This window comes from Streptomyces graminilatus (genome assembly GCF_001418565.1).
GTDB lineage: Bacteria > Actinomycetota > Actinomycetes > Streptomycetales > Streptomycetaceae > Streptomyces > Streptomyces graminilatus.
This window is the reverse complement of record NZ_LIQQ01000403.1, coordinates 1-12,965: the sequence shown is the minus strand read 5'-3', so window position 1 is coordinate 12,965 and position 12,965 is coordinate 1. Positions and strand designations below refer to the sequence as shown.

Genomic DNA, 12,965 nt, shown 5'->3' with positions numbered 1-12,965 from the left:
ACCGCTTCGTCCTGGCCGGACTGGTCGTCGTGATCGCCCTGGTCCTCGGGGCCCTGTACCGGTGGAGCCGCTTCGGCCTGGCCACCCGCGCGGCCTCGGAGAACGAACAGGCCGCTCTGCTGGCAGGCCTGTCACCCAACAGCGTCTCGATGGCCAACACACTCCTGGCCGCCCTGGTCGCCGGGCTGCTCGGTGTCCTGGCCGCGCCCATCGTCCAGGTCGACTCCATGACGCTCCCCCTGCAAGTGGTCCCGGCCCTGGCCGCCGCCCTCTTCGCCGGGTTCACCTCGCTGTGGATCGCCTGCACCACGGGCATCCTCATCGGAGTGCTCCAGTCGATCGTCTACTACCTGTCCACGCAGAGCTGGTTCCCGACCGACAACGGCAACGCCATGCCCGGCCTCCAGCAGCTCCTCGTCTTCGCCCTGATGGTCGTCGCCCTGTACGTGCGCGGCGCGGGACTGCCGCGCCGCGGTGAACACGTCGAACAGCGGCTGCCCGCGGTGCCCCTGCCCGAACGGCTGCTGCGGCCCGCCCTGATATCCGCCGCGGTCGCCGCCACCGCACTGATCGTGCTCCCGTTCGACTTCCGCCAGGCACTCACGAACTCGATGATCGGCATGGTCATCGTCCTGTCGTACGTCGTCATCACCGGCTACGTCGGACAGATCTCCGTGATGCAGCTCGCGCTCTCCGGAACCGCGGGCTTCGTCCTCTCCCACCTCTCGGCCGGGTGGGGAATCCCGTTCCCGTTCTCCGCCCTCGGCGCGATGCTGCTGGCCACACTGCTCGGAGTGGCCGCGGGCGTCTCCGCCCTGCGGGTGCGGGGTGTGAGCCTGGCCGTCGTCACCCTGGCCGCGGCCCTGGCCATGGAACAGGCACTGTTCAACAACACCTGGTTCGGCGGAACGGCCGGCGTGTCCGTACCCCCGCCACGCCTGTTCGGGATCGACCTCGGGCCGAAAGCGGACTTCCGCGGCCTGGACGGCAACGAACCCAGCCCCATGTTCGGCTTCCTCGTCCTGGCCGTCACCGTCGCCCTCGGACTGTACGTCGCCCATCTCAGGCGCACCGGACTCGGCCGGCGGATGCTCGCCGTCCGCTCCAACGAGCGCGCCGCCGCGGCAGCCGGTGTCGACGTACGGGCGGTGAAGATCGCCGCGTTCGCGATCAGTTCCTTCATCGCCAGCGCCGCCGGCACCCTCTACGGCTACAACTTCGGCTCGGTCAGCGCCGCCCGGTTCACCGCGCTGGCCGCCCTCGGCCTGATCGGTTTCGCCTATATCGGCGGCATCACCATGGTGTCCGGAGCCGTGATCGCGGGGCTGCTGTCCACCGAGGCGCTGCTGCCCCACGCGCTGGACAAGTGGTTCGGGATCAATGGCACTTGGGCGCTGCTCTTCGGCGGCGTCTCCCTGATCGTGACGCTGATCGCGAACCCCGACGGCATCGCGGGCGCCGCCCACCGCCGGAGGACGGCGAAGAAGGCGAAACGCGCGGTGGCCAGGACGGGACCACCGGCCGACAGGGCATCCGCCGTCGGCTCCCCACAGATCCACCTCGGCCGTACCACTGCCGAAGCCACGGAGGTCGCACCGTGAACGTGCTCTCTGTCCAGCGGTTGGGCGTCAGCTACGGCGGCGTCCACGCGCTCAGCGATGTCTCCCTGGAGGTCGGCGAGGGCCAGCTCGTGGGGCTCATCGGCCCCAACGGGGCCGGCAAGACCACCTTCGTGGACGCGGTCACCGGCCTCGTCGCCGCCCGGGGAAAGGTGGAACTCGACGGCAAGGACCTGACCGGACGGCCGCCCCATGTACGGGCCCGCCGAGGACTCGCCCGCACCTTCCAGAGCAGCGAACTCTTCGAAGACCTCACGGTCACGGAGAACCTCCAGGTCACGGCGGACCCTTCGACGTGGTGGACCGCGCTCGGCGAGACCTTCGGCCGCCGCCCGTCCCCGAACCCCGCTGTCCCACAGGCCCTTGCCGCCCTGGGACTGGAGGACCTGGCCGACGCCTCGGCACGTGAGCTGTCCCAGGGCCGACGCAAACTCGTCGGTGTGGCACGGGCGTTGGCGGCCCGGCCCCGCGTCATCTGTCTCGACGAACCCGCGGCCGGCCTCGACACGACGGAGAGCGCCGAACTCGGACACCGACTACGCGCGCTCGCTGACGCCGGCACCGCGCTGCTCCTCATCGACCACGACATGAGCCTCGTGATGGGCATCTGCGACCACGTCGTCGTCCTGGAGTTCGGCAAGGTGATCGCCTCCGGGACACCGGCACAGGTCCGGACCGACCCCGCCGTCATCGCCGCCTACCTCGGAGCTTCCACCGCCCAGCCCGCCACCGCGTCCGCCACATCGGGCGATGGCGCCACATCGGGCGACGGCTCCGCCAAGGCCCTCACCAGCACACCGGAGACACCATGAGTACCCCGAGTACCCCAGTCCTGGAGGTGGCCGGCCTCACCGCCGGATACGACGGAGCCGCTGTCATCCGCGGGATCGACCTCGAAGTGGGCGCGGGAGAAGTCGTCGCCCTTCTCGGGGCCAACGGAGCGGGGAAGACCACCACGCTCAAGGCCGTCTCCGCGCTGCTGCGTCCTCTCGCCGGCACGATCACCTTCAACGGAACGGACCTCGGCAGGATCCCGGCAGCGACCCGCGCCCGCCTCGGCATCGCCCATGTCCCGGAAGGACGGGGTATCTTCTCCGGCCTCACGGTGGCGGAACACCTGCGCCTCGGTCACTGGGGCGAGCGCCTCGACCAGACGGCCGCCGAGCGTTACTTCCCCGCCCTGTCCCGCCTCCAGGACCGCAAGGCAGGACTGCTCTCCGGCGGCGAGCAGCAGATGCTCGCCATGGGACGAGCCCTGGCCCGCGGCCCCAAGCTGCTCCTGCTCGACGAGCTCAGCCTCGGCCTGGCACCCATCATCGTCGAGGAGTTGCTGCCCATCGTCAGGCGCTTCGCCGACGACACGGGCTGCGGGGTGCTGCTCGTCGAACAGCACGTCGGCCTCGCCCTCGACATCGCCGACCGCGGCTACGTCCTCTCCCACGGCGAGATCACCACGCACGCCACGGCCCGGGAACTCCGGGCCGACCAGTCCCGGATCGTCGCCGGCTACCTCGGCGAACAGCACGCCTGACCCGGCCGGGGACCCCAACCGCCGTACACCACGCCCCCCGTGAACCTGAACCGCCCGGGCAGCCCACCTCCCGCGCCCCGGCCGGGCGCTCAGGGCTGCCCCGCGTACCCCGCGTACCCCGCGTACCCCAGGACAAGGAGTCCGATGTTCACCTTCGACAGCGAAGACGGCGTCCAGATCCACGTGCACGAATGGAAGCCGGACACCCCACCGCGAGCCGTCGTCCAGATAGCCCACGGCATGGGAGAGCACGCCGTCCGTTACGCCCCACTCGCGGCGGAGCTGACCGCTCAGGGCTACGCCGTCTATGCCAACGATCACCGCGGACACGGGCTGAGCAGGCACGCCGAGCCCGGTCATCTAGGGGACGACGGCTGGAACCGACTGGTGAGTGACATGGTCACCCTGTCGAAGACCATCCGCGAGCGGCACCCCGGCCTGCCCCTGGTGCTGCTCGGGCACAGCCTCGGTTCCTTCGCCTCGCAGCAGTACGTCCTGGACCACTCCCACCTGATCGACGCGCTCGCCCTCGCCGGTACCACCGCGGTCGACGTCATGCTCGCGGCACAGGCGCGGGAGGCCGCGGCGGGAGGAGACCCGTTGCTCGCGCTCAACCAGGCGTTCCAGCCCAGCCGCACGCCGTTCGACTGGCTCAGCCGGGACGAACCGGCCGTCGACGCCTACCTCGCCGACCCCCTGTGCGGCTTCAGCCTCGACGCCCAGGGCATGGCCGACATCGCCATCGCCTCGACGTCACTCGCCCAGCCCAAGGGCATCCCGGTGGATCTGCCCATCTGCGTCCTGGTCGGGGATCACGACCCGCTGAACGCCGGTCTCTCACTCAGCGACCTGCTTGTCGAACGCTACGGCGAGGCCGGCCTCAACGACGTGACGTATGTCAGTTACCCCGAAGCCCGCCACGAACTGTTCCACGAGACCAACAGACAGGAGATCGTCAGCGACCTGCTGGCCTGGCTGAACCGCGTCCTCGCCCGCTGACCCCGGCGCTGGGGACAGCGTCCCGGGGACCACGAACGGTCGAGCAACCGCCGACGAGATCACCGACGCGCCGGTGGCCCGCCCGGGCACCGGAGATCGGCAGCCACATTACGCAGCCCTGCCTGTCGGCGGACACGCTTCCATCAGCGACCATCCGGTGCCGCCAGGACCGGCGACAGCCGATGGAGCATCGACCCTGACGCCAAGAGGCGATTTCGTCCACCGGACCACGCACGGCCGGTGCGGAAGTCCCTCAAGTCGTAACCGCAGTCCGCCATCGGGGACTTGTACCAGGGGTTGATCCACAGGGCGTCCACGCCGAGCGACTTCAGGTACGGCGGCTGGGAGCGCAGGCCGGAGATGTCGCCGACACCGTCGGACTTCTCCCGATCACGTCAGCTGCAGGCCCTCCCGCCAGGAGCGTGCGGGCCCCTCATGGGCCCGGTCAAGCACGACACGTTCGTGTCGGCACGATCGCCGGGCAGGTTCGCCCACCGAGGCCACAGGAGCGGGCGGCGGTCGACGCAAGCGTGCTCGTGCTTGGTCCCGGACGGCGGCGTCAACTTCCCCCCGGGCGCCCGCTGCGCCGGCCGATACGCCGCCAGACAGCCCGTTGGAATCTGAGCATCAGCACGCCCACCACGATCAGCAGCACGATGTTGAGCAGGAGTTGGATCAGGGAGCCGCGCGCCTCGCTCCAGCTGGAGAACGCGCACGAGACGCCGATGTCCGCGGCGGCGGGGATGGTGGTGACGGAGATGAAGACGCCGAGCAGCGCGCTCGTCCTGGCCTGGGTCAGGGACATGATCCCGACGATGCCGGCCAGCACCGCGACCACGACGGAGAAGAGGTTGGGGGCGTCGATCAGCGTGGAGACGGGCCTGATGCCGAGTTCGAACGCCTTGGGCTGGCGGTCGAAGCCCCGGATCGCCCACGAGAACAGGAAGGTCGCCAGGACGGCCAGCAGGAATCCCGCGGTCAGGGCGAACAGGCCCTGGCGGATCCTGGTGCCGTCGCCGTCGTCGATGCCCAGCGCGACGCTGGTGATGGCGCCGTACTCCGGTCCGACGACCATGGCCGCGACGATCAGGATCTGGGAGTTGGTGATGATGCCCACCGCCCCGATGAGGCCGGCGATGACCAGGTAGACGTAGAAGCTCGGCAAGTAGGTGCCCTCGGCGCGGATGCGCGCTTCGACCTCCTCCCAGACCGGTGCGTGCGCGAGCGCCCCGAGCTGCTGCCGCTCCGCCGCGGCCGCGGTGCCGGAGAAGGCCATCTCGACCGGCTCGATGACGATGGATCCGCGGCGGTCGACTTCCAGCTCCCGCAGACCGCGCAGCACGGCGTTGGCCGCACCCGCCAGGATGTCGCACTCGATCGCGTTGCCGTGGGGGTTGTGCGCCAGTTCGGGATGGACGACCAGGTTGAAGACATAGCGGTCGTCGGTCAGCAGCCCGACCGCTCGGGACGTGAGATCAGGGGGGCTCACCAGCCGGACGTGGATCATCTGCATGCACAACCTCCAGCGTCCGGCCGACTCCAGTCAGTAACACTCGAAGCGAGGGGGTCGGCAAGGCGGGTGCGACGCTCGGCTCCGGCGCCCCCGTCACGCGGCCAAGGCCCCCGGCTGCGGCGGGCCCGCAACAGGTCGCCGCCGGGCCGCAGGGGTAACCGCCCGCGGAGTGGCGGCGGCAGCGGCGAGAGCGCGGCCGTCGACAGCGCCAACATGGCGAGGGCCATTCGGGTGACGGATAGTGGGACGCAAGGGATCATTCATGAGATTTCGGAGCAATCATGGACCGCTACCCTCCCATCGCCGAACACGGCCTGGTGGGCGACCTGCAGACCGCCGCGCTCGTCTCGTCGCAGGGGGTCGTCGACTGGTTCGCCGCTCCCCGGTTCGACTCGCCCAGCGTCTTCGCCGCCCTGCTCGACCACGACGGCGGAGGGTACATGCGGCTGTCCCCCGAGCACCCCGAGGCGACCTGCAAACAGCTCTACTACCCCGACACCGCCATTCTGGTGACCCGGTTCATGTCGCCGGACGGAGTGGGCGAGGTAGTCGACTGCATGCCCCCGGACCGGACCCGCACCGCCACCGACCGTCACACCCTGATACGCGTCGTGCGTGCCGTGCGAGGGACCGTCGACTTCACGCTCGAGTGCCGACCGCGCTTCGACTACGGCCGTTCCGAGCACCGGCTGGAACTCGGCGAGCGCACCGGCCTGTTCCGGTCCCCGGGGATGGACGCGCACCTGCAGGCCTCGTTCCCGCTGGAGCGGGACGGCCAGGACGTACGCGGCCGGGTGACACTGAAGGCCGGCGAGGCCGGTGGCGCCGTGTTCACCGTCTGCGCGCCCGGCGGCGAGGCACCCGCACCTCTCACGGTCGACGGGATCACCGCCCAGGTCGAGGGCACCGGCCGCTTCTGGCAGGAGTGGCTGCGTCAGTCCCGCTACCGGGGCCGCTGGCCCGAGCTGGTGCACCGTTCGGTCATCACTCTCAAGCTCCTCACCTACGCCCCCACCGGCGCCCTCATCGCGGCGGCCACCACGGGCCTGCCCGAGCAGATCGGCGGAGAGCGCAACTGGGACTACCGGTTCACCTGGGTACGCGACGGCGCGCTGTCCGTGCGGGCCATGCTGGACCTGGGCTTCGTCGAGGAGGCCACCGCCTTCGTCCACTGGCTCGTGGACAGGCTGCACGAGCGCGAGGGCAAGGAGGAGGAGCCGCTCCAGACGATGTACCGGATCGACGGCAACCCCGATCTGCCGGAGGAGACACTCGAACACTTCGAGGGCTACCGGGGCTCCTTCCCCGTCCGCATCGGCAACGGCGCCGCCGACCAGCTCCAGCTGGACATCTACGGCGAGGCCATCTACGCGGTGTCCCAGGGCCACGAGATCGCACAGCAGACCAACTACCGGGGATGGAAAGCGTTGGCCAGGACGCTGGACTGGTTCGCCGACACCTGGGACCGGCCGGACGAGGGCATCTGGGAGACCCGCGGCGGCCGCCAGGACTTCACCTACAGCCGAGTGATGTCCTGGGTCGCCTTCGACCACGCGCTGGGTCTGGCCGAGGAGTTCCGCAGGCCCGCCAACCTGGAGAAGTGGCGCAACGCCAGGGACGCCATCTTCGAACAGGTCATGGAACGCGGCTGGAGCGAGCCGGAGGGCGCCTTCGTCCAGCACTACGACGGCGACGTCCTGGACGCCTCCCTCCTGCTCATGCCGAGGGTCGGCTTCATCGCCCCGAGGGACCCGGCGTGGCTCTCCACCCTCGACGCCATGGACCGCAAGCTCGTCTCCGACAGCCTTGTCTACCGCTACGACCCGGCGGCATCGCCGGACGGGCTGCGCGGCTCGGAGGGCACCTTCAGTCTGTGCACCTTCCTCTACGTCGACGCGCTGGCCCGGGCGGGGCGGCTGCCTCAGGCCCGCTACACCTTCGAGAAGATGCAGACCTACGCCAACCACGTCGGGCTCTTCGCCGAGGAGGTCGGCCCGACGGGGGAGCAACTGGGCAACTTCCCCCAGGCGTTCACCCATCTGTCGCTCATCATGGCGGCCACCACCCTGGACAAGGAGCTCGACGCGGAGCAGGGGCGCTGACCCATGGTCGCCACCCATGCCCGTCAGGCAGGACCGCCACGACTGACCGAGGACGAGTTCGCCGCGCTGTACCGGCGGCTGCTCTCGCACACCGCCTGGGCCTCCGGGGACCGGGGCGCGCTGGACGCACTCACCGCTGCCCGGGTGGTCGCCGCCGCCGGGGAGGTGCGCACCGGCCGGACGGTCACGCTGGCCGCGCCGGTGGAAACCCTGCCCGCTCCGGACAATCCGGAGCCCGCGAAGCACCGGATGAGCGGACGGCCGGACGAAGACACCTCCAGCGGGCTCCACTTCGCGATGGACAGCTTCGCGATGAACGTGCACGGCGACGCCGACAGCCACATCGACGCCCTCTGCCACGTGATCTACGACGGCACACTGCACGGCGGCGTCTCCGCGAGCAGCGTCACGGCGAGCGGGGCCACGGCGCTGTCCATCGAGGTGGCTCGCGACGGGATCGTCGGACGGGGCGTGCTGCTGGACATCCCGCGGCTGCGTGGTGTGCGGTGGCTCGAACCGGGTGATCATGTGACCGCCGACGACCTCACCGCGGCCGAGACCGCCCAGCACGTCCGCGTGACCGAGGGCGACCTCCTGTTCGTCCGGGTCGGCCACCGCCGACGCCGCGCCGAACTGGGAGCGTGGCACGCGGCACGTGAGCGCGCCGGGCTCCATCCCTCCGCGCTGGAGTTCCTGGCGGACCGGCGGGTCGCCGTGCTCGGCGGCGACGGGAACAACGACACAGCACCGAGTTCCACCGAGGGCGTCGACTTCCCCGTACATGTGCTGGCGGTCCACGCCATGGGCCTCCACCTGCTGGACTACCTGCAGTTCGAGGACCTGGCACCGATCTGCGAGGCGGAGGGACGCTGGTCCTTCCTGTGCGTGATCGCCCCGCTGAGGCTGCCGGACGCCACCGGCTCACCGGTCAACCCGATCGCCATCCTCTGACCCGGTGCCCACAGGCGCTGCGGCCAGGACAGCCATCGACTACTGGAACGGGACCCTCTCATGGCCGACGACCAGCACCACTACGACGTCATCATCATCGGTACCGGAGCGGGCGGCGGTACGCTCGCCCACCGGCTGGCCCCCACCGGGAAGCGGGTCCTGCTGCTGGAACGCGGCGACTACCTGCCACGGGAGCGGGACAACTGGGACTCCACCGCCGTCTTCGTCAAGGGCAAGTACCGTGCCCCCGAGTTCTGGTACGACAAGCACGGCAAGGAGTTCCCCCCGGAGGTCAACTACTACGTCGGGGGCAACACCAAGTTCTACGGCGCCGCGCTCTTCCGGCTCCGGCCCGAGGACTTCGGCGAACTGCGCCACCACGACGGCATCTCGCCGGCCTGGCCGATCCGCTACGAGGACCTTGAGCCGTACTACACCCAGGCCGAGCGTCTCTACCTGGTGCACGGCCGGCACGGCGAGGACCCCACGGGAGGGCCGACCAGCGCACAGTACGCCTACCCGCCGGTCGAGCACGAGGCGCGTATCCAGCAGCTCAGCGACGATCTGGGCAAGGCCGGCCTGCACCCCTTCCACCTGCCCATCGGCGTGAACCTCACGCAGGACGAGCACGGCCGGGCCACCCATGACAGCGTCTGCATCCGCTGCGACCGGGTCGACGGCTTCCCCTGCCTGATGGGCGCGAAGTCCGACGCGCAGGTGATCTGCGTCGACCCGGCGCTGAAGTACGACAACGTCACGATGGTGACCAACGCGAACGTGCGGCGTCTGGAGACCGATCCGACCGGACGCACCGTCACCAGGGTCGTCGCCGAGCTCAAGAACGGCAATACCGAGGGATTCAGCGCCGACATCGTGGTGGTCGCGGCCGGCGCGGTCAACTCCGCGGTCCTGCTGCTGCGTTCGGCCGGCGACAAGCACCCCGGCGGCCTGGCCAACAGCTCGGACGTGGTCGGACGCCACTACATGCGGCACAACAACCTCGCGCTCATGGCGGTGTCGAAGGAACCGAACCCCACCAGATTCCAGAAGACCCTGGCGCTGAACGACTGGTATCTGGGCGCGGACGACTGGGAGTACCCGCTCGGCGGCATCCAGATGCTCGGCAAGTCGGACACCGACCAGATACACGGCGAGGCGCCACGCTGGGCCGGAGCCGTCACACCCGACATGCCCTTCGAGGTACTGGCGCACCACGCCGTCGACTTCTGGCTGTGCGGAGAGGACCTCCCGCTGCCCGAGAGCCGGGTCACCCTCGACAAGGACGACGCCATCCACCTGGCGCTCGACGAGAAGAACAACATCGCCGGGCTGAAGCACCTCCGGCACAAACTGCAGGGCATGCTCGGCCACCTGGGCATGCACGAGCACCACCTGCTGGATCACAGCATCTACCTGCACAAGGGCATGCCGATCGGCGCCACCGCGCACCAGGCCGGCACCGTGCGGTTCGGCGACGACCCGCGCAGTTCGGCCCTCGACGTCAACTGCAAGGCCCACGACCTCGACAACCTCTACGTCGTCGACACCAGCTTCTTCCCCAGCATCGGCGCGGTGAACCCGTCCCTGACCGCCATCGCCAACGCCCTGCGGGTCGGCGACCACATCGCCGCCCGGCTGAGCTGACGGGGCGTCGTACGCGGCGCCCCTACAGGTTGTCCCCCGGTGTTCCGGCGGCACCGGTGTCGGCGGCGGTGAGCTCCTCCAGCTCACCCATGGTGTCGAGCCGGTAGAGCAGCACCAGCGCCGGGCCGACCAGCACGATCGCGATGCCCGTGACGATCACCAGCCAGCGCAGGGTGTGAGCGGCGCCGGCCGCCTCGGCCACCGTCAGCGAGGTGGGCAGCAGGTAGGGCCGCTGTGCGAAGCCCCAGGCGCCGACGATCAGCGCGACGCTCGCCACCGAGGTGTGGCGGGACCAGCCGTGGGACCGGCGCAGCAGAAGCAGCACCGTGGCCAGGCCGCAGACGGCGGCCAGAATGACCAGCACCAGCCCCCAGCCCCCGGTGAGGCCGTCCCAGACGTACCGGGCGTCGTCGTGGGTGACGGGCAGGCCGATGAGCGCGAGGACCACAACGGCGCCGAAGGCGATCAGCGCCCGCAGGCGGAAGTAGTCGACGAGATCGGTCGCGCCGAACCGCAGGGCGTCGGAGCAGAGGAACACCGCCCCGAGGAAGGCGGTGGCCGCGATGGCCAGCAGACCCGTGAGGACGGAGGTTCCATTGGCCCAGGCGTCCGCGGAGGCGGTCGTGCCGACCTTGACCCGGCCGGAGGCGATGCCGCCGAGCACCGCCCCGAGGAAGAACGGCGTCACCAGTGACGAGACGGCGAACATCGCGCCGTAGACGCGTCGTTGGGCCAGGCGGTGGGTCGGCTTGCGCAGGGCGAACCCCGCGCCGCGGAGCACCAGGCCGACGGCGGCAAGGGCGAGCGGCAGCCACATCGCGGAGAAGACAGCCTGGAACAACGTCGGGAAGCCGGTCCACATGATGACCAGGACGAAGATCAACCAGACGTTGTTGGCCTCCCAGACCGGCGCCATGGCCTGGTCGATGAGCCGGCGGGGCCGCTTGCCGCGCTCCGCGCCGCCGGCCAGCAGGTCCCAGAATCCGGCACCGTAGTCGGTGCCTCCGGCGCAGGCGTAGGCGGCGATCGCGATCACCAGCACCCATGCGACGAAGTCGGCCATTACGACGCGCCCCCCGGGGTGTGGTCGGACCCGCCGCCGGGCGCGGCCCCGGCGGCTGCGGGCTCGGGCTCGCTTCTGGGCCCGTACGGGGTGTCGGTCTCCGGCGGCAGCTCGGCGCGCGCGGCGGCCGTGCCCTCGTCGGCGATGCGCCAGCGGGTACGCATCTTCAGGAGGACCGCGAGGAACGCGCCGAAGACGGTCACGTACACGGCCATGACGATGCCGAGCATCGCCCACAGCGATCCGGCGCTGGTACTGGTCACCGCCTCCGAGACCCTCATGTGGTGGTAGACGATCCAGGGCTGACGGCCGACCTCCGTGGTGATCCAGCCGCATTCCACGGTGCCCAGGCACGCGACTCCGGCGAGCGCGGCGCAGCGGTAGAACCAGCGACTGCGCGGGTTGTCCCGATGCCGCCACCAGGACCAGGCGTACCAGAGCGCCAGCAGGATCAGCACGCTGCCGACGGTGACCATGATGTCGAAGGCCCAGTGGGCGATGGTGGCCTGGACGACGGTGGGGCGGTCGGCGGCCGGCACCGACGTCAGCCCGGTCACCTGGGTGCTGGGCTTGAAACCGGCGAGGATCGAGTCCAGCTGGGGGATCTTGAGTCCGCCGGAGATCGTCCCGTCGCTGTTCAGCCGTCCGAACATGTACTCGGGCACATGGGTGTCGGTCTTCCAGACGATCTCCATGGCGGCGAACTTGACCGGCTGCTTGTGGAAGACGGCGCGAGCGGCGGAGTCGCCGAGCATGAACTGGACCGGGGTGAGGATCGCGGCGACCGTGAACGGCACGGTGAAGCCGAGCCGGTGGTAGCGGTCGCGGCGCCCGCGCAGCCAGCCGACCGCGTACACACCGGCGACGACATACCCGGCGGTCAGCAGCATCGCGACCACGAAGTGCCAGTACTCCGGGCCGAACATCGGTGTGAAGATCGCCTGTTGCACGTCGACGTGGACCGGCTTGCCCTGGGCGTCGAGGCCGAATCCCTGGGGCGTGTTCATCCAGGAGTTGGCCGCGATGATGCCGAACGCCCCCATCAGGGCGGCCAGCGGCAGCGGGACGGCGAGCCAGAAGTGGGTCCAGGGCTTGAGCCGCCGCCAGCCGTACAGATAGATCGCGATCAGGACGGCCTCCAGGAAGAACGCCCAGGCCTCGACGCCGAACCCGAGGCCGAAGACATCGCCCCAGCGGCCCATCATGCCGGGCCACAGCAGACCGAACTCGAAGGACAGCACGGTGCCGGTGATGATGCCGATGGCGAACTGGACGGCCATCACCGCCGACCAGCGCCGGGCGAGCAGGAGGGCGACGGGATCGTTGCGACGCAGCCCCCGGTGGTGCATCAGCAGCGTGATGAACGGCAGTGCCACGCCGAACGGGACCAGCAGGATGTGCGAGGCCAGGGTGAAGGCCATCAGCTCTCGGGCCGGCAGGAGCTGGGCCGGGGTGCTGTTCGCCAGAAGGACGGCGGTGCTGAGCATGTGCGCCTCGATGGTCTGCCCTGCGGGGAGGGGCGGGGCTGAGGAAGGACAGGATG

General features: G+C 70.1%; 10 protein-coding genes and 1 pseudogene. 7 read left to right on the top strand and 4 right to left on the bottom strand.

Translation table 11 applies throughout. The features are described from left to right. From AOK08_RS30700 to AOK08_RS30685, 4 genes are all read left to right on the top strand, one after another. Positions 1-1,601 (top strand): ABC transporter permease subunit (locus AOK08_RS30700; RefSeq protein ID WP_241827154.1); only part of this gene is annotated, 1,601 nt, incomplete at its 5' end. After that, positions 1,598-2,431 (top strand): ABC transporter ATP-binding protein, encoded by an 834-nt coding sequence (locus AOK08_RS30695; RefSeq protein WP_055532134.1) that lies wholly within the window; start codon positions 1,598-1,600, stop codon positions 2,429-2,431. The genes AOK08_RS30700 and AOK08_RS30695, both read left to right, overlap by 4 nt. Beyond that, complete coding sequence (locus AOK08_RS30690; RefSeq protein ID WP_055532132.1) at positions 2,428-3,150, top strand: ABC transporter ATP-binding protein; 723 nt, start codon at positions 2,428-2,430, stop codon at positions 3,148-3,150. The genes AOK08_RS30695 and AOK08_RS30690 overlap by 4 nt, the downstream gene beginning before the upstream one ends. 144 nt (positions 3,151-3,294) lie before the next feature. Continuing rightward, positions 3,295-4,149, top strand: a complete 855-nt coding sequence (locus AOK08_RS30685) for an alpha/beta fold hydrolase (RefSeq protein ID WP_055532130.1) — start codon at positions 3,295-3,297, stop codon at positions 4,147-4,149. 143 nt (positions 4,150-4,292) lie between these two features. On the opposite strand, the pseudogene AOK08_RS48955 reads toward AOK08_RS30685, so the two are convergent. Both AOK08_RS48955 and AOK08_RS30680 read right to left on the bottom strand, forming a co-directional pair. Then, positions 4,293-4,520: pseudogene (locus tag AOK08_RS48955) on the bottom strand (alpha-amylase family glycosyl hydrolase); the annotation flags it as partial. A gap of 188 nt (positions 4,521-4,708) precedes the next feature. Then, positions 4,709-5,662, bottom strand: coding sequence for a DUF389 domain-containing protein (locus AOK08_RS30680; RefSeq protein ID WP_055532128.1), 954 nt, complete (start codon positions 5,660-5,662; stop codon positions 4,709-4,711). 281 nt (positions 5,663-5,943) lie between these two features. Here AOK08_RS30680 and AOK08_RS30675 point away from each other — a divergent pair, with 281 nt between their 5' ends. From AOK08_RS30675 to AOK08_RS30665, 3 genes are read left to right on the top strand one after another with little or no spacing between them, the layout of a single operon-like run. Next, positions 5,944-7,764 (top strand): glycoside hydrolase family 15 protein, encoded by a 1,821-nt coding sequence (locus AOK08_RS30675; RefSeq protein ID WP_055532126.1) that lies wholly within the window; start codon positions 5,944-5,946, stop codon positions 7,762-7,764. Positions 7,765-7,767: 3 nt separating this feature from the next. After that, positions 7,768-8,715, top strand: coding sequence for a cyclase family protein (locus tag AOK08_RS30670; protein ID WP_198539445.1), 948 nt, complete (start codon positions 7,768-7,770; stop codon positions 8,713-8,715). Positions 8,716-8,775: 60 nt separating this feature from the next. Next, positions 8,776-10,359, top strand: coding sequence for a GMC oxidoreductase (locus AOK08_RS30665; RefSeq protein ID WP_055532124.1), 1,584 nt, complete (start codon positions 8,776-8,778; stop codon positions 10,357-10,359). A 22-nt stretch (positions 10,360-10,381) separates the two neighbouring features. On the opposite strand, the gene AOK08_RS30660 is transcribed toward AOK08_RS30665, so the two are convergent. Together AOK08_RS30660 and AOK08_RS30655 are read right to left on the bottom strand one after the other, a co-directional pair. Beyond that, on the bottom strand, positions 10,382-11,422 hold the full coding sequence (locus AOK08_RS30660) for a cytochrome d ubiquinol oxidase subunit II (RefSeq protein WP_055532122.1): 1,041 nt from the start codon (positions 11,420-11,422) through the stop codon (positions 10,382-10,384). Further along, complete coding sequence (locus AOK08_RS30655; protein ID WP_055532120.1) at positions 11,422-12,909, bottom strand: cytochrome ubiquinol oxidase subunit I; 1,488 nt, start codon at positions 12,907-12,909, stop codon at positions 11,422-11,424. Before AOK08_RS30655 ends, AOK08_RS30660 begins: the two co-directional genes overlap by 1 nt. Positions 12,910-12,965 lie beyond the last annotated feature (56 nt).

Bases quoted from the DNA above. Each gene is read 5' to 3' on its own strand.
- AOK08_RS30690 (WP_055532132.1), top strand. From the start codon at position 2,428: ATGAGTACCCCGAGTACCCCAGTCCTGGAGGTGGCCGGCCTCACCGCC.
- AOK08_RS30675 (WP_055532126.1), top strand. From the start codon at position 5,944: ATGGACCGCTACCCTCCCATCGCCGAACACGGCCTGGTGGGCGACCTG.
- AOK08_RS30660 (WP_055532122.1), bottom strand. From the start codon at position 11,422: ATGGCCGACTTCGTCGCATGGGTGCTGGTGATCGCGATCGCCGCCTAC.
- AOK08_RS30655 (WP_055532120.1), bottom strand. From the start codon at position 12,909: ATGCTCAGCACCGCCGTCCTTCTGGCGAACAGCACCCCGGCCCAGCTC.
- AOK08_RS30685 (WP_055532130.1), top strand. From the start codon at position 3,295: ATGTTCACCTTCGACAGCGAAGACGGCGTCCAGATCCACGTGCACGAA.
- AOK08_RS30680 (WP_055532128.1), bottom strand. From the start codon at position 5,662: ATGCAGATGATCCACGTCCGGCTGGTGAGCCCCCCTGATCTCACGTCC.
- AOK08_RS30670 (WP_198539445.1), top strand. From the start codon at position 7,768: ATGGTCGCCACCCATGCCCGTCAGGCAGGACCGCCACGACTGACCGAG.
- AOK08_RS30665 (WP_055532124.1), top strand. From the start codon at position 8,776: ATGGCCGACGACCAGCACCACTACGACGTCATCATCATCGGTACCGGA.